Origin of the sequence: Streptomyces catenulae, assembly GCF_000718015.1 — a bacterium.
GTDB lineage: Bacteria > Actinomycetota > Actinomycetes > Streptomycetales > Streptomycetaceae > Streptomyces > Streptomyces catenulae.
The window spans coordinates 90,838-106,452 of sequence record NZ_JODY01000018.1; the positions used below are offsets into that span (position 1 = coordinate 90,838).

Below are 15,615 nucleotides of genomic sequence, written 5' to 3' on the forward strand. Positions count from 1 at the left end.
GGTCTAGGTCTCTGCGCCGCCACGCGCGGCGGAGCGTCAATTCTTTGTGGAGTCCCTACGAATGGGCGAAGGAAAGTTTGCGCCCGGCGCAGCGCCCGCGACGGCCCGTACGGCGCGTCGGCCGCCGCCGTCCGGAGCGCGCACACCTCTTGCCCCGGCCATTACCCGTTAGTAGCGTGCGCGCTGTCTTCTGTACTCGCGGTAACACGGCACGGCCCGCGGCGCGCGGGCGCACGACGGCGGGCGTACGCCCCGTCGGTAAGGGCGGCTCGGTTCGGACGGAAGCAGGTGGCGGCGGTGGCGCGGAGACCGGTGGCGGTGGTGGCGGCCGTGGTGCTGATCCTGGAGGCGGGCGGCATCGTCCTGCTGAACTGGATCCTGAGCATCGTCGTCGACCGGCAGCAGATGTCCCTGGCGGGGCTGGAGCCCGGCGCGATGACCACGGGCGCCCTCGTCGCCGGTGTCCTCGCCGCGCTCTACCTCCTGGTCTGCGCCGCCGTGCTGCTGCGCACCGCCCTCCGCGACCGCCCGCCCGGCCTCCTCGCCCGGATCGCGCTGATCGCCTGCGTGGTGGTGCACGCGGTGCTCGGCGCCTTCTCCGTCGGCATGGTCGGCTGGCCCGCCTTCGCCGCGCTCATGGTCGTCCTGGCGCTGCTGGTGCTGACGCTGGTGGCGTACGAGGAGCGGCCCGCCGCCCCGGACGCGGCCGAGCCCGGCGACCCGGCCCCGGCGGCGCCCACGTCGGCGTGAGCCCGGCGGGCCCTCACGCCACGGCGTGAGCCCGCGGGGCGGCGGGCCGCGGCCCCGCTAAGCCTGAGTCCCGCTCATGCCCAGAGGTCCGTGACGCGGACGTCCAGCTCCGCCAGGAGGCGGCGCAGGAGCGGGAGGGAGAGGCCGATGACGTTGCCGGGGTCGCCGTCGATGCCGTCGATGAACGGGGCCGAGCGGCCGTCGAGGGTGAAGGCACCGGCGACATGGAGCGGTTCGCCGCTGGCGACGTAGGCGGCGATCTCGGCGTCGTCCGGCTCGCCGAAGCGGACCGTGGTCGAGGCGGTGGCGGAGGTGCGGCGACCGCTCGCGGTGTCGATGACGCAGTGGCCGGTCCGCAGTACGCCGGAGCGCCCGCGCATCGACTTCCAGCGGGCGGTGGCGTCCTCGGCGTCGACCGGCTTGCCCAGCGCCCGGCCGTCCAGCTCCAGGACGGAGTCGCAGCCTATGACGAGCGCCCCGGCGGCCTCCGGGCGCGCGGCGACCGCGGTGGCCTTGGCCTCGGCCAGCACACGGGCCAGCTCGCCGGGGGTGGGCGCGGTGAGGGCGTCCTCGTCGACCCCGCTGACGATCACCTCGGGGGCCAGTCCGGCCTGACGGAGCAGGCCCAGACGCGCGGGCGACTGGGAGGCGAGGACGAGACGGCGGGGGCGGGGCTCTTCGGTCATGCCCGCCATCGTACGGAGCGCCGGAGCGGCGCGGCGGGCCTGTGGACAACCGCCGGGGCCGGGCGGGGAACCGTCCGCGGTCCGGCGGCGTCCTGGGTGGTGGAGCGGTCCCGGGAGGCGCGGCGGGAACGATTACACGTCAGCGCCCGGCCAACAACACCATGGTCAGCATCGAGGCCACCGCCATCACCAGACCCAGCCGACGGAGCCGTTTCTGCGCATGGCGCAGCTCCTCGGGAGGCTCGTCGGGCGGATCTGACCACAGCATGGTTCCGATCCTGCGCCCGCGACGCCCCGGGCGCCTGAGTACGCGTACTCAGGCGCCCTTGCGCACGGATCGCCCGCACCCGGACGAGCGGGGCGAACGCCGTGTGTGCGAGGTACTTCACATACCGCCGCGAGGGGCCGGTTCAGCGCGGCCAGTAGCTGGTGCGCCAGGCGCGCGGTCCCGGCTGCGGGGTCCGGCGGGACGGGATGCGCGCCGCCGGATCGGACCACTCCGAGACCGGCGCCGCGTCCGGCTCGGCGCTCTCCGCGGCGGCGGCGCGGACCTGCACCACCGCGAGCGCGGCGGCCAACTCCTCGGGCGTGGGGTTGCCCCGTACGACCTTGATCATGGGCTCGACCTCCTGCGACGGTGACGCGCGGGCTACAGCGGGATGTTGCCGTGCTTCTTGGGGGGCAGCGCCTCGCGCTTGTTGCGCAGGGCGCGCAGCCCGCGGACGATGTGGCGCCGCGTCTCGGACGGCATGATCACCGCGTCGACGTAGCCGCGCTCGGCCGCCACGTACGGGTTGAGCAGCGCGTCCTCGTACTCCTGGATCAGCTCCCGGCGGCGGGCGTCCTGGGCCTCGGGGTCCTCGATGGCGGCGAGGGTGCGGCGGTGCAGGACGTTGACCGCGCCCTGGGCGCCCATGACGGCGATCTGCGCGGTCGGCCAGGCGAGGTTGAGGTCGGCGCCCAGGTGCTTGGAGCCCATGACGTCGTACGCGCCGCCGAACGCCTTGCGGGTGATGACGGTGATCAGCGGGACCGTCGCCTCCGCGTAGGCGTAGATCAGCTTGGCGCCGCGGCGGATGATGCCGTCCCACTCCTGGTCGGCGCCGGGCAGGAAGCCGGGCACGTCCACGAAGGTCAGGACGGGGATGTTGTACGCGTCGCAGGTCCGCACGAAGCGGGCGGCCTTCTCGGACGCCTTGATGTCGAGGGTGCCGGCGAACTGCATCGGCTGGTTGGCGACGATGCCCACCGAGTGGCCCTCGACCCGGCCGTAGCCGGTGAGGATGTTCGGCGCGTACAGCGACTGGACCTCCAGGAACTCCCCGTCGTCCAGGATGTGCTCGATCGCGGTGACCATGTCGTACGGCTGGTTCGCCGAGTCCGGGATCAGCGTGTCCAGTTCCCGGTCGTGGTCCGACGTCTCCAGGTCCGCCTCCTCGGGGAAGACGGGCGGCTCGGAGAGGTTGTTGGACGGCAGGTACGACAGCAGCGCCTTGACGTACTCGACGGCGTCCTTCTCGTCGGTCGCCATGTGGTGCGCGACGCCGGAGGTCGCGTTGTGGGTGCGGGCGCCGCCCAGCTCCTCGAAGCCGACGTCCTCGCCGGTGACGGTCTTGATGACGTCCGGGCCGGTGATGAACATGTGCGAGGTCTGATCGACCATCACCGTGAAGTCGGTGATCGCGGGGGAGTAGACCGCACCGCCCGCGCACGGTCCGACGACCAGCGAGATCTGCGGGATCACACCGGAGGCGTGGGTGTTGCGGCGGAAGATCTCGCCGTACATCCCGAGCGAGACCACGCCCTCCTGGATGCGCGCGCCGCCGGAGTCGTTGATGCCGATGACCGGGCAGCCGTTCTTCAGCGCGAAGTCCATCACCTTGACGATCTTCTCGCCGAAGACCCCGCCGAGCGCACCGCCGAAGACCGTGAAGTCCTGCGAGAACACCGCGACCGGACGGCCGTCGACCGTGCCGTAGCCGGTGACCACGCCGTCGCCGTACGGGCGGGTCTTCGCCAGTCCGAAATTGGTCGAGCGGTGCCGGGCGAACTCGTCGAGTTCGACGAACGAGCCCTCGTCGAGGAGGAGATCGATCCGCTCACGCGCGGTCAACTTGCCCTTCGCGTGCTGCTTTTCCACCGCGCGGGCGGAACCGGCATGCGTGGCTTCGTCGATCCGCCGCTGCAAATCCGCCAGTTTGCCCGCGGTGGTGGTGAGGTGTGCTTCCGGCTCGGACATCGGGATGCGGCTCCTGCTCGTCCTGGACTGGTGCGCGTACGGGGGGACGTACGGCCTTGCTACCGCTTCGTAGCGTATCGGCGGGGGTGCTCGGCGGCAGTGCGTCGTTGACCACACCTAGGCTGGTCCCATGACACCTCAACCGCCGGAAAACCAGGACAAAGACGGCCGCTCGCCGGAGCCCGGGGACGGCTCCGGCGCGTCGGGCGGCGCCGGTGGCGGCCGCTGGAGCGATCTGGAGCGGCCGCCGCTCGACGTCCGGGCGCTCCGGCGGGCCCTGGTGCGGCCCGGTTCGCTGTGGACCGCGCTCGACGTCGTCGACGCCACCGGCTCGACCAACACCGACCTCGCGCTGCGCGCCGCCGCCGGTGAGCCCGAGGGCACCGTGCTCGTCGCCGAGGAGCAGACCGCGGCCCGCGGGCGGCTGGACCGCCGCTGGAGCGCGCCGCCGCGCTCGGGCCTCTTCGTCTCCGTGGTGCTGACCCCGCGCGTCCCCCAGGAGCGCTGGGGCTGGCTGCCGCTGCTCGCCGGGGTCGCCGTCGCCACCGCGCTCTCCCGGGCGGCGGGCGTGGACACCGCACTCAAGTGGCCCAACGACGTCCTGCTGACCGTGGACGGCGCCGAGCGGAAGACCGGCGGCATCCTCGCCGAGCGCGCCGGGGACGGCGTCGTCCTCGGTATGGGCCTCAACGTGTCGCTGCGCGAGGACGAGCTGCCGGTGCCCACCGCCACCTCCCTCGCGCTGGCCGGTGCGCACACCACCGACCGCGACACCCTGCTCCGGGCCGTGCTGCGCTCCCTGGAGACCTGGTACGCCGCCTGGCAGGGCGCGGACGGCGACCCGGTGGCCAGCGGGGTGCAGGAGGCGTACGCCGCGGGCTGCGCCACCCTGGGGCGCGCGGTCCGCGCCGAACTGCCCGGCGGCCGGTCGGTCCGCGGCGAGGCGGTGGCCCTCGACGGCGACGGGCGGCTGATCCTCGCGACCGAGGACGGGGTGCAGCAGCCGGTGGGCGCCGGGGACATCGTCCACCTGCGGCCCGACGCGGACGGCGGCGGCTACAGCTGACCGGTCCGGCCCGGCGGAGACCCCGTGGCGGCGCCGGTGGCCGAAACGCCGAGCGGTGCCGCCGGTCGGACGGCTCCGACCGGGCACGGGAGAGTGAGCCAGAGCACACCTGCCGTATCGTTGAGGCGGCCCGCCGGGGAGCGGGCCACCGGCGAGCAGTGATCGGAAGGGCAGTGCGCAGGGAGCGGACAGGGAGCGGGCGGTGACCGGCGGCGACGCGGGCGGACCGCCCGAGAGCGCGGCCACGCCGGACGGACCCGCCACGGGCTCCGGCGACGGCGCATCCGACGACGGCCCCGGCGAGCGGGGACCCGGCGACGCGGCGGCCCCCGCGGCCACCGACGAGCCGCCGCCCGCGGCGGGCTCCGGGGCGCCGGGCGGGAGCCCGTCGGCGGCCGACGACTCCGACGACACCATCGCCATCCGCCTGGAACAGCTGATCCTCGGCGCCGACCGCCGCTACACCCCGTTCCAGGCGGCCCGCAGCGCCGGGGTCTCGATGGATCTGGCGGTCCGGTTCTGGCGCGCCATGGGCTTCGCCGACATCGGGCAGGTCAAGGCGCTGACCGAGGCCGATGTGCTGGCGCTGCGGCGGCTGGCCGGTCTGGTCGAGGCGGGGCTGCTGAGCGAGGCGATGGCCGTCCAGGTGGCGCGCTCCACGGGCCAGACCACCGCCCGGCTCGCCGACTGGCAGATCGACTCCTTCCTGGAGGGCCTCACCGAGCCCCAGGACTCCGGGATGACCCGTACGGAGATCACCTATCCGCTGGTCGAACTCCTCCTGCCGGAGCTGGAGGAGTTCCTGGTGTACGTCTGGCGGCGGCAGCTGGCGGCCGCCACCGGGCGGGTCGTACGGGCGCAGGACGACGACGAGATGGTCGACCGGCGGCTCGCCGTCGGCTTCGCGGATCTGGTGGGCTTCACCCGGCTGACCCGGCGCCTGGAGGAGGAGGAGCTGGGCGAGCTGGTCGAGGCGTTCGAGACCACCTGCTCCGACCTGGTGGCGGCGCACGGCGGCCGGTTGATCAAGACGCTCGGCGACGAGGTGCTGTTCTCCGCCACCGACGCCGGGGTCGCCGCCGAGATCGGGCTGCGGCTCATCGAGACGATGACGCACGACGAGACCATGCCGGAGCTGCGCGTCGGCATCGCCTTCGGCACCGTCACGACGCGGATGGGCGATGTGTTCGGCACGACCGTCAACCTCGCCAGCCGGTTGACGTCGATAGCGCCGAAGGACGCCGTCTTCGTGGACCAGGCGTTCGCGGAGGAGCTGGGGCGCACCGGCGAGGCCCCGGTCTCCGAGGCGGCCGCCGCGGCGGCGGAGAAGGCGGCGGCGGAGGCGGCGGCGAGCGGTCTGACGCCGGACCTGCCGACGTACCGCTTCGCGCTCCAGCCGATGTACCAGCGCCCGGTGCGCGGGTTGGGCGTCATCGAGCCCTGGCAGCTGACCCGGCGCGGCTGAGCGGAGGCGCCCGGTCGCGCCGGGCGCCCGCTCCGGGCCGGTCGGCCCTGTTCCCGCCCGCGCCGAGCTGACATGATCCCGGCGGAACCGAATCAACGGTCGTTAACACCGGGAGGGTCGTATGCAGAGGTTCGGCGAATGGGTCCGCGTGGAGCGGCACGGCTACGTGGCGGAGCTGGTCATGGACCGGCCCGCGGCGATGAACGCGGTCTCGACGGCGATGGCCGACGCGCTCTCCGAGGCGTGCGCCGCGCTCGCCGCCGACGCCGCCGTCCGCGCGGTCGTCCTCACCTCCACCCATGAGCGGGCGTTCTGCGTCGGCGCCGACCTCAAGGAGCGCAACTCCTTCACCGACGCGGACCTGCTGCGCCAGCGCCCGCGCACCCGCGCCGCCTACACCGGCGTCCTGGAGCTGCCGCAGCCCACCGTCGCCGCGGTCCACGGCTACGCGCTCGGCGGCGGCTTCGAACTGGCGCTGGCCTGCGATCTGATCGTCGCGGACGGCAGTGCGGTGGTCGGGCTGCCCGAGGTGTCGGTGGGCGTCATCCCCGGTGGCGGCGGGACGCAGCTGCTGCCGCGCCGGGTGGGGGCGGCGCGCGCAGCGGAGCTGGTCTTCACCGCGCGCCGGGTGCGCGCCGAGGAGGCCGTCCGGCTGGGGCTGATCGATCAGCTCGTGGACGTCGGCGCGGACCGGGCGCAGGCGCTGGAGCTGGCCGGGCGGATCGCCCGGAACTCGCCGGTGGGGCTGCGCGCGGCGAAGCGGGCGATGCGGTTGGGGCACGGTCTCGACCTGCGCGCCGGGCTGGAGGTGGAGGACGCCGCCTGGCGCAGCGTGGCCTTCTCCGGCGACCGTGCCGAGGGCGTCGCGGCGTTCAACGAGAAGCGGGACCCGGACTGGCCCGGCGAGTGAGGCGCGGGCCCGGGGCGCGGCGCCGTGCGGGGGCGCCCGGCCCGCCGCTCCGCGCCCCCGCCGCCCGCCGCCCCGCGCCCGGTCCGCCGCGCCGTCGCCTCGGGCGGCGTAGATCACCGTGGGTGAGGATGACCTCCCCGCGCGGGAGCCGCGCGTAAGGGGCGAAACGGGTTAAACATTCCTACGCTGTAGTACAGAGTGTGCTCACGGTTACGGAATGTGAGGGCCCGGTGACGGACGATGCGAGGCTGCGGGCCGTGGTGGAGCTGGCGCAGGCGATGGCGGCCGCGCACACACCACGCGAATCCGCGCACGCCGCGGCGGAGAGCGTACGGCTGGCCCTGGGGGGCTCCTTCGCCGCGATCTCGAAGTGGGAGCGCGAGCGGGGCAAGCTGCGGGTGCTGGTCAACGTCGGGGAACTCACCGACGGTGAGCGGGAATTCCCGGAGGACGAGTCGTACCCGGTGCACGAGTTCCCCGAGATCGTCGGCCTCCCGCACGAGCGCCGGACACCGGGCGACGGGCCCGACGCCTGGGTGGAGCGCGCCGACGGCCCGTACGCGGCGAGCGGCGCGCCGCTGGCGGCGGTGCCCGCGGCGGCCCGCCCCCAGGACGCGCCGCTCACCGCCCCGGCGCAGGTCACGGCCGTGGCGCCGGAGGGCGGCGGGTACACCGGCAGCGCCAACCGGCGGCGGGTGGCCGCGCTGCGCCGCCGGGGTCGCAGCTGCTGTGTGGTGGCGCCGCTGGTGCTGCGCGGGCGGGCGTGGGGCGAGCTGTACGTGGCGCGGGCGGCGGGGGAGCTGGTGTTCGGGGCGGCGGACGCGGAGTTCGCGACGGTGCTGGCGGCGGTGACCGCCGCCGGGATCGCGCAGACCGAGCGGCTGGCGGAGGCGCGGCGGCTGGCCTTCACCGATGCGCTGACCGGGCTCGCCAACCGCCGCGCCGTCGACATGCGGCTGGACGAGGCGCTGGAGGCGCACCGCCGGGAGGCGGCCGTGGTCAGCCTGGTGGTCTGCGATCTCAACGGGCTCAAGCAGGTCAACGACTCACGCGGCCATGCGGTCGGCGACCGGCTGCTGGAACGATTCGGCTCGGTTCTCTCGCTCTGCGGCGCCCGGCTGCCCGGCACGCTGGCCGCCCGGCTCGGCGGCGACGAGTTCTGCCTCCTGGCGGTCGGCCCGCCCCCCGACGACGTGGTCGCCGTAGCCGCCGAACTCTGCGTACGCGCCGGAGAGTTGGGGCTCGGTGACGGGGTCGCGGTCGGTGTCGCGTCGACCGGCGACCCGATCGGCCCGGTCCGCACCGCCCGCCGCCTCTTCCGTCTCGCCGACGCCGCCCAGTACCGCGCGAAGGCCGCCCGCGCCCGGGAGCCGGTGGTGGCGGGGCGGCACGGCGGCGCCGACGATCCGATCGTCCGCCTCGCGGATACGCCGGAGCGGCGGCCGGGGACGGAACGGCGGCGCTTCCGCAGGTGAGGGCCGGTGCGGGGCGGATCGTCCCGGCCGCGGGCGGGCCGCGGCCCGGACCGGAGGTCGGTGGTCCGACCCCGTAACGGCCGGGCCACAGGTGGTGGTTGGGGCTCCGGGGTGGTGCGGGGGAGGTGGGACGCGGGGTGGTGACATCCCAAGATTCACTCTCTAGTGTTCGTGAATATGGATATGCACACTGTGGTGCTCGGGACGTCCGGCGCGACCGCCGAGGACGTCCTCGCCGTGGCCCGCGGCGCCGCCCGGGTCGCGCTCTCCGAGGACGCCCTCACGGCCGTCGCCGCCTCCCGTGCCGTCATCGACGACCTCGCCGCCAAGCCCGACCCCGTCTACGGCGTCTCCACCGGCTTCGGTGCCCTCGCCGTCCGCCACATCAGCCCCGACCTGCGCGCCCGCCTCCAGCGCAACATCGTCCGCTCACACGCCGCCGGGATGGGCCCGCACGTCGAGCGTGAGGTGGTCCGCGCCCTGATGTTCCTGCGCCTGAAGACCCTCGCCTCGGGCCGTACCGGCGTCCGCCCCGTCGTCGTCGAGACCATGGCCGCGCTGCTCAACGCCGGTATCACCCCGCTCGTCCACGAATACGGCTCGCTCGGCTGCTCCGGAGACCTCGCGCCGCTGTCGCACTGCGCCCTGACGCTGATGGGCGAGGGCGACGCCGAGGGCCCCGACGGCACCGTGGCGCCCGCCGCCGACCTCCTCGCCGCCCACGGCATCACCCCCGTCGCGCTCCGCGAGAAGGAGGGCCTGGCGCTCCTCAACGGCACCGACGGGATGCTCGGCATGCTGGTCATGGCCTGCGCCGACCTCGCCCGGCTCTACACCTGCGCCGACATCACCGCCGCGCTCTCCCTGGAGGCGCTGCTCGGCACCGACAAGGTCCTCGCGCCCGAGCTGCACGCCATCCGGCCGCACCCCGGCCAGGCCGCGGCCGCCGCCAACATGCGCAAGGTCCTGGCCGGTTCCGGCCTCACCGGCCACCACCAGGACGACGCGCCCCGCGTCCAGGACGCCTACTCGATCCGCTGCGCCCCGCAGGTCGCGGGCGCCGGACGGGACACGCTCGACCACGCCCGGCTGGTCGCCGACCGCGAACTGGCCGCCGCCGTCGACAACCCGGTCGTCCTCCCCGACGGGCGGGTCGAGTCGAACGGCAACTTCCACGGCGCGCCCGTCGCGTACGCGCTGGACTTCCTCGCCGTCGCCGCCGCCGACCTCGGCTCCATCGCCGAACGCCGCACCGACCGGCTGCTGGACAAGAACCGCTCGCACGGGCTGCCCGCCTTCCTCGCCGACGACCCGGGTGTCGACTCGGGCCTGATGATCGCCCAGTACACACAGGCGGCGCTGGTCAGCGAGATGAAGCGGCTGGCGGCGCCCGCCTCCGTCGACTCCATCCCGTCCTCCGCGATGCAGGAGGACCACGTCTCCATGGGCTGGTCGGCGGCGCGCAAGCTGCGGACCGCCGTCGACAACCTCGCCCGGATCCTCGCCGTCGAGCTGTACGCGGCGGCCCGTGCGGTGGAACTGCGCGACGGCGACCGGCTGTCGCCCGCCGGCCGCGCCGTGGTGACCGCGGCCCGCGCCGCCGGTGTCGCGGGCCCCGGCGGCGACCGCTTCCTCGCCCCCGACCTGGAGCGCGCCTACGCGTTCGTCCGCTCCGGCGCGCTGATCACGGCCGCGGAGACGGTCACCGGCCCGCTGGACTGAGCGGCCGGGCGGGGTACTTCATGGGTCGGCCCCGGGGCCGACCCATGAAGTCCGGCGCCATGAGGTCTGTCGGGGACGCGGCCCGTAGGGGCCCGGTTCCGCTTGCTTGGAGCGCACTCCAAGGCCATAGCGTGGCGACGGCTGAACCGAACACCCCACGCGTCGACGCGTCATCCCGTACGACCAACTGAAAAGGGGCAAGTGATGGGCCATCACTTCACCACACACGCGGAACGCTTCGATCTGAGGGGGAAGCGCGCGCTCGTCACCGGCGGCACCCGAGGCATCGGAATGATGATCGCGCGTGGTCTTCTCCAGGCGGGCGCCCGCGTGGTCATCAGCTCACGCGACGCGGAGGCGTGCGCCCAGGCGGAGGAACGGCTGTCCGAATTCGGCGAGGTGCGGGCCATCCCCGCCGACCTGTCCCGCCACGACGAGTGCCGACGGCTGTCCGGCCTCGTCACCGCCGACGCGGAGCGCCTCGACATCCTCGTCAACAACGCGGGCGCCCTGTGGGACGAGCCGCTGGAGACCTTCCCGGACGAGGCGTGGGACACGGTCGTCGACCTCAATCTGAAGTCGCCGTTCTGGCTGGTCCAGGCGTTGCTGCCGGCACTTCGCGCGGCGGGCACCGCCGACGATCCCGCGCGGGTCGTCAACATCGGCAGCATCGCCGCCCTCCACATCCCGCAGCGGCCCAACTACTCGTACTCCAGCAGCAAGGCCGCACTGCACCAACTCACCAGGGTGCTCGCCAAGGAACTGGGACCGCAGCACATCACCGTCAACGCCGTGGCGCCGGGACCGTTCCCGTCGGCGATGATGGCGGCGACCCTCGACGAGATGGGCGAGGCGATCGCGGCGGCGGCGCCACTGGGCCGGATCGGTCGCGACGACGACATGGCGGGCGTCGCCGTGTTCCTCGCCAGCCGGGCAGGCGCGTATCTGACCGGCACCGTGATCCCCGTCGACGGCGGCATCGCCACCACCGCGTAGGCCCCCAGGGTCAACGGACGGCTGTGACCAGCGCTTTCGCCACGGCCGCTAGGGGAGGCCGCCGTGGCTGCGCCGTACCGAGTAGCTGACCAGTCCGGCGCCGAGGGCCAGCGTGGCGGCGCCGCCGATGACGTACGGCGTGGTGTCCGGGGAGCCGGTCTCGGCGAGGGAGTGGGCGGAGGCACCGGCGGGGCGCGGCGTCGGGGCGGTCCGATCGGCGGTCACCGCATCGGAGCCTCGGGTTCCGCCGTTCGAGACGGTGGCGGCGGTGGTCCGCGCGCCGGTCTCGGGGGCGTCGACGATCGCATGCGCGGACGGGACGAACCACAGGGCGATCAGCACCGACCCCGCGGCTGCGGCGGTCAGCAGTGGTCGGCGTGCGGTCACAGAACAATCCCCCTTGCAGGTCCGGCGAATTGGCCGCTGACCTCAGATGTTAGTGATCACAGCGGGTCGCGGGAAAGTCAGGCCCCGCAGTGCTTACCCTCCGTCCCATGAACAATGGCGAGACATCACGGTTTGTACGGCTTCATATCGAACTGGTCATGGAGGTCACCGACGCCGATCTGCTGACCACCGCGGCGCTCGACCACGTCGCCGCCGACCCCTCCCTCCCGGACGACGGACGCCACCAGGCCCAGGAGGCGGTACGCGAGGACCCGGCCGAGGCGCTGGCCCACCTCGTCGATCCGTCCGACCTGGTCACCGCGGTCCCCGGCACGACCCTCGCGCAGGCGTCCTGGAGCTGTGAGGAGCGGGCCGACTACGACCCCGACGCGGCCTGGGACGCCGACGAGTGGGAGCTGGCGAGCGATGTCGTCCCCGTGGAGGAGGAGGTCTGATCCGGCCCCGTCCTCACGGAGCGTGACCGCTGTCCGCGCGCCCCTCCGGGAGCCCCCGCGCCCCCGCCCCGGCGCCCCGCACGGCCCTCGTACGACACCCGTCGTACGAGGGCCGATTTTCGTTCCCCGGGAGGGCGGCGGCGCACCCCGTACGGGCCCGGAACCGTGGGCCCGGGGCGGTGTCCGGCCATGATCCGCGGGGGCTCCGAGGGGTGTGCCCGCGTTGGGTGTCGTTGCCCACACTTTGTCCGGATCCGGTGTGTGTCACGGGGAAAATGGCGTTTCCTGGACGCCGGCCGGGGAGGCTGCACCCGGTCTGCGGCTCGGGGATTCCTATCCGATCAATGGAGAAGCGTGTGATGACGGACAGCAAGCGCCGCAAGGGCTTCATAGCCACCGCCGCGCTGGCCGGGGGCGTGGTCGTGCTCTCGGCCTGCGGCAGTGCGAGCGGCGTCGGGGGCGGCGACCACGCGGGCGGCGGTGCCTCCACCCCCGCCCACGAGAGGTCCCGGCAGGTCGACGAGGCAGCGGCCCAGGACGCCTCACACGCCAAGATCAAGATCACCCCCAAGGACGGTTCGTCCACCGCGGGCATCAGCAAGGACGCGAAGGTCACCGTCAAGAGCGGCAAGCTCACCTCGGTCACCATGACCGCCGTCGAGTCCAAGAAGACCGTCCCCGGCACGCTCGCCGCCGACGGCTCGTCCTGGACGCCGTCGCAGGACCTCTCCCGCGCGACGAAGTACAAGATCACCGCGCATGGGGTGGACTCCGAGGGCCGCGCGGCGGTCGAGAACTCCACCTTCACCACGGTCTCCCCGGCGAACAGCTTCATCGGCAACTTCACGCCCGAGGACGGCGCCACCGTCGGCGTCGGCATGCCGGTCTCGATCCACTTCGACAAGCCGGTCAAGGACAAGAAGGCCGTCGAGTCCGCGATCACCGTGGCCGCCAGCAGCAACCAGAAGGTCGTCGGCCACTGGTTCGACGACACCCGCCTCGACTTCCGCCCCCAGGAGTACTGGAAGGCGAACTCCGACATCACCGTGAAGCTCGCCCTCGGCGGGGTGCAGGCGTCGCCCGGCGTGCAGGGCATCCAGAACAAGACCGTCCGCTTCCACGTCGGCCGCTCCCAGGTCTCCACCGTCGACGCCAAGACCCACCTCATGACGGTCGTGCGCGACGGGAAGACCCTCAAGACCATCCCGATCTCGGCGGGCGGCGAGGACCACCCGACCTACAACGGCCGGATGGTCATCTCCGAGAAGTACGAGCAGACCCGCATGGACGGCTCCACCGTCGGCTTCACCAACAACGACGGCAAGGGCGAGTACGACATCCCCGACGTCCCGCACGCCATGCGCCTGTCGACCTCCGGCACCTTCATCCACGGCAACTACTGGGGCAAGGGCATCTTCGGCAACGTCAACACCAGCCACGGCTGCATCGGCCTGCCGGACGCGAAGGGCGCGGGCGACCCGTCCACGGACGGCGCCTGGTTCTTCAACCACTCGCTGATCGGCGACGTGGTGACGGTCGTCAACTCCCCGGACCGCACCATCCAGCCGGAGAACGGCCTCAACGGCTGGAACATGAGCTGGCAGCAGTGGGTGGCGGGCAGCGCCCTGGGCGGCTCGGCCTCCTGAACCGGCGCTCCGGGCGACTCGCCCCCTGAAGCGATGTGTGGCCCAGGGCCCGGCCGGTGGCGTACGCCTCCGGCCGGGCCTTCGGCGTGAGGGCGCGTGGGGCGCGTTGTGGCCTTCGGCGGTACGGGGCGGGGGCGGTGCGCCCGAATATCGGCCCCGGACCGGCGGAAGCCGGGGTGTGGTCTTTGGCGGTACGGGGGCGGGCGCGGGCGCACCCGTTGTCGGCCCCGGACCCGCCGGAAGCCGGGGCGAGGCCGTCCGGGGCACCCCGCCGCCCGGCCTCCGTACAGTGAATGGGTGAGCGAACGTACGGACAACGGGCGGGCCCGGCGCAAGGACGACGGCCGCGGGGAGCGGGCCGGTGCGAGGGGCGACCGGCGGTCGCGTACGGGCGGCGACCAGCGGTCCGGTGCGGGCGGCGACCAGCGGTCCGGCACGGGAGCCGACCAGCGGTCCCGGACGGATGCCGGTCGGCAGTCCGGCGCGGATGGTGGCCGGGGCGCCGGTGGCCGTACCGCCGGTACCGGTCGCCGGGGCACCGGCGCCCCGGGTGCCGCCGACGCCCTGCTCGGGGAGGTCCTCGGCGTCGTCCGCTACGCCGCCGACGGTGGGCCCGCCGAGGACGCCGCCGAGGCGGGCGCCTCCCGGCTCGCCGCCGCGCCCGAGGGCGGCGAGGCCGTCTCCGCCGCCGTCCTGCGCGCCGCCACCGACGCCGTCCGCCGCTGCTGGGCGGGCGGCTGGGAACCGGCCGACCTGGAACGGATCATCCGCCGCGACGCCACCGACCCCGCCCACGTCGGGCCGGTCGTGGACGCCGTCGCCGCCGACGCCCGCCGCGGCCCCCGCCCGCCGGGCGCCACCGACCGCTGGGACGCCCAGCTGCGGCAGCTCGGCGCCGAGGTCTGGTGGCCGTCCGACGGCGGCTACCTCGACGCGCTCGCCGCCCGCCGCCGCACCACCCGCTTCGAGACCGTCTACACCGTCCTCCTCGCCCTGCGCGCCCTCGCCCGGCTGCCGCGCCTCGCCCCGCTCCCGACCGCCCCGCCGCCCGCCGCCCGCACCGCGTCCCCCGGCGCCTCCCGCGCCCTCGGCCGGATCCGCGGCCTGCTGGCCAAGGCGGAGGCGACCGACTACGCCGAGGAGGCCGAGGCACTGTCGGCCAAGGCCCAGGAGCTGATGGCCCGGCACAGCATCGACGAAGCCCTGCTGGCCGGGGCGGACGCGACCGCGGGCGGCGGCCCCACCGCGATCCGCATCGGCATCGAGGGCCCGTACGAACAGGCCAAGGCCCTCCTCCTCGACGCCGTCGCCACCGCCAACCGCTGCCAGGCCGTCTGGTCCGCCGACGTCGGCTTCTCCACCCTCGTCGGCTACGGACCGGACCTGGAGGCCGCCGAGTTGCTCTACACCTCCCTCCTCCTCCAGGCCACCACCGCCATGCACCGCGCCGCCGACGCCCACCACACCCGCGGCCGCGCCCGCCGCACCCGCGACTTCCGGCAGACCTTCCTTGTCGCCTACGCCGACCGCGTCCGCGCCCGCCTGACCGCCGCCACCGAAACGGCCACCGCCGAGGCGACCGCCACCGGGGGCGCCGCCACCGGCGACCTCCTCCCCGTCCTCGCCGCCCGAGCCCTGGCCGTCGAGGAGACCACCGGCACCCTCTTCCCCGACACGACCCCCGTCCGCCTCCGCGGCCTCAACGACGCCGAGGGCTGGCACCAGGGCCGGGAGGCGGCGGATCGGGCGCGGTTGGGGGAGGGGTGAGGGGTGAGGGGTGGGGGCTGCGGCGGATGGCCGTACCCGTCATCCCAGCGA

At 74.2% G+C, this 15,615-nt stretch carries 15 protein-coding genes; 10 read left to right on the forward strand and 5 right to left on the reverse strand.

The genetic code is table 11. From position 1 onward, the window contains the following. Positions 1-297 precede the first annotated feature (297 nt). Positions 298-750 (forward strand): hypothetical protein, encoded by a 453-nt coding sequence (locus IF23_RS0117655; protein ID WP_245655013.1) that lies wholly within the window; start codon positions 298-300, stop codon positions 748-750. Between the two features lie 74 nt (positions 751-824). Here IF23_RS0117655 and IF23_RS0117660 read toward each other — a convergent pair whose 3' ends face one another. The 4 genes from IF23_RS0117660 to IF23_RS0117675 all read right to left on the reverse strand — a co-directional run bounded on the left by IF23_RS0117660 (position 825) and on the right by IF23_RS0117675 (position 3,675). Continuing rightward, the gene (locus IF23_RS0117660; protein ID WP_030284744.1) at positions 825-1,436 is read right to left on the reverse strand and encodes a Maf family protein; all 612 of its coding nucleotides are present in this window, start codon (positions 1,434-1,436) and stop codon (positions 825-827) included. 139 nt (positions 1,437-1,575) lie between these two features. Next, positions 1,576-1,704, reverse strand: a complete 129-nt coding sequence (gene mmpB, locus IF23_RS35420; protein ID WP_281179978.1) for a morphogenic membrane protein MmpB — start codon at positions 1,702-1,704, stop codon at positions 1,576-1,578. A gap of 142 nt (positions 1,705-1,846) precedes the next feature. Next, positions 1,847-2,053: an acyl-CoA carboxylase subunit epsilon gene (locus IF23_RS0117670; RefSeq protein ID WP_030284747.1), complete on the reverse strand. Its 207-nt coding sequence runs from the start codon at positions 2,051-2,053 to the stop codon at positions 1,847-1,849. A 32-nt stretch (positions 2,054-2,085) separates the two neighbouring features. Next, the gene (locus tag IF23_RS0117675; protein WP_030284748.1) at positions 2,086-3,675 is read right to left on the reverse strand and encodes an acyl-CoA carboxylase subunit beta; all 1,590 of its coding nucleotides are present in this window, start codon (positions 3,673-3,675) and stop codon (positions 2,086-2,088) included. Positions 3,676-3,805: 130 nt separating this feature from the next. Here IF23_RS0117675 and IF23_RS0117680 point away from each other — a divergent pair, with 130 nt between their 5' ends. From IF23_RS0117680 to IF23_RS0117705, 6 genes are all read left to right on the forward strand, one after another. After that, positions 3,806-4,741: a biotin--[acetyl-CoA-carboxylase] ligase gene (locus IF23_RS0117680; RefSeq protein WP_030284750.1), complete on the forward strand. Its 936-nt coding sequence runs from the start codon at positions 3,806-3,808 to the stop codon at positions 4,739-4,741. Between the two features lie 202 nt (positions 4,742-4,943). Beyond that, positions 4,944-6,206: an adenylate/guanylate cyclase domain-containing protein gene (locus IF23_RS0117685; RefSeq protein ID WP_051739668.1), complete on the forward strand. Its 1,263-nt coding sequence runs from the start codon at positions 4,944-4,946 to the stop codon at positions 6,204-6,206. Positions 6,207-6,327: 121 nt separating this feature from the next. Continuing rightward, positions 6,328-7,116 (forward strand): enoyl-CoA hydratase/isomerase family protein, encoded by a 789-nt coding sequence (locus tag IF23_RS0117690; protein ID WP_030284754.1) that lies wholly within the window; start codon positions 6,328-6,330, stop codon positions 7,114-7,116. Positions 7,117-7,346: 230 nt separating this feature from the next. After that, entirely contained in the window at positions 7,347-8,591 is a 1,245-nt protein-coding gene (locus IF23_RS0117695) for a GGDEF domain-containing protein (protein ID WP_030284756.1), read from the forward strand. 183 nt (positions 8,592-8,774) lie between these two features. Continuing rightward, positions 8,775-10,313, forward strand: coding sequence for a histidine ammonia-lyase (gene hutH / locus IF23_RS0117700; RefSeq protein WP_078654052.1), 1,539 nt, complete (start codon positions 8,775-8,777; stop codon positions 10,311-10,313). A gap of 204 nt (positions 10,314-10,517) precedes the next feature. After that, entirely contained in the window at positions 10,518-11,309 is a 792-nt protein-coding gene (locus tag IF23_RS0117705; RefSeq protein WP_030284760.1) for an SDR family oxidoreductase, read from the forward strand. A gap of 48 nt (positions 11,310-11,357) precedes the next feature. On the opposite strand, the gene IF23_RS0117710 is transcribed toward IF23_RS0117705, so the two are convergent. Then, positions 11,358-11,696: an LAETG motif-containing sortase-dependent surface protein gene (locus IF23_RS0117710; RefSeq protein ID WP_030284762.1), complete on the reverse strand. Its 339-nt coding sequence runs from the start codon at positions 11,694-11,696 to the stop codon at positions 11,358-11,360. Positions 11,697-11,803: 107 nt separating this feature from the next. On the opposite strand from IF23_RS0117710, the gene IF23_RS0117715 reads away from it, so the two are divergent. The 3 genes from IF23_RS0117715 (at position 11,804) to IF23_RS0117725 (ending at position 15,564) form a co-directional block, all read left to right on the forward strand. Next, complete coding sequence (locus IF23_RS0117715) at positions 11,804-12,151, forward strand: hypothetical protein (protein ID WP_037678522.1); 348 nt, start codon at positions 11,804-11,806, stop codon at positions 12,149-12,151. Between the two features lie 359 nt (positions 12,152-12,510). Continuing rightward, positions 12,511-13,797 carry a L,D-transpeptidase gene (locus tag IF23_RS0117720; RefSeq protein WP_037678525.1) on the forward strand — a complete coding sequence of 429 codons (1,287 nt, stop codon included), beginning with the start codon at positions 12,511-12,513 and terminating at the stop codon, positions 13,795-13,797. Between the two features lie 564 nt (positions 13,798-14,361). Continuing rightward, entirely contained in the window at positions 14,362-15,564 is a 1,203-nt protein-coding gene (locus tag IF23_RS0117725) for a DUF2786 domain-containing protein (protein ID WP_030284767.1), read from the forward strand. The last annotated feature ends 51 nt before the right edge of the window (positions 15,565-15,615 follow it).

Coding starts and splice junctions, on each gene's coding strand:
- IF23_RS0117660 (WP_030284744.1), bottom strand. CDS start 1,436: ATGACCGAAGAGCCCCGCCCCCGCCGTCTCGTCCTCGCCTCCCAGTCG.
- mmpB (WP_281179978.1), bottom strand. CDS start 1,704: ATGCTGTGGTCAGATCCGCCCGACGAGCCTCCCGAGGAGCTGCGCCAT.
- IF23_RS0117670 (WP_030284747.1), bottom strand. CDS start 2,053: ATGATCAAGGTCGTACGGGGCAACCCCACGCCCGAGGAGTTGGCCGCC.
- IF23_RS0117675 (WP_030284748.1), bottom strand. CDS start 3,675: ATGTCCGAGCCGGAAGCACACCTCACCACCACCGCGGGCAAACTGGCG.
- IF23_RS0117680 (WP_030284750.1), top strand. CDS start 3,806: ATGACACCTCAACCGCCGGAAAACCAGGACAAAGACGGCCGCTCGCCG.
- IF23_RS0117690 (WP_030284754.1), top strand. CDS start 6,328: ATGCAGAGGTTCGGCGAATGGGTCCGCGTGGAGCGGCACGGCTACGTG.
- hutH (WP_078654052.1), top strand. CDS start 8,775: ATGCACACTGTGGTGCTCGGGACGTCCGGCGCGACCGCCGAGGACGTC.
- IF23_RS0117705 (WP_030284760.1), top strand. CDS start 10,518: ATGGGCCATCACTTCACCACACACGCGGAACGCTTCGATCTGAGGGGG.
- IF23_RS0117715 (WP_037678522.1), top strand. CDS start 11,804: ATGAACAATGGCGAGACATCACGGTTTGTACGGCTTCATATCGAACTG.
- IF23_RS0117720 (WP_037678525.1), top strand. CDS start 12,511: ATGACGGACAGCAAGCGCCGCAAGGGCTTCATAGCCACCGCCGCGCTG.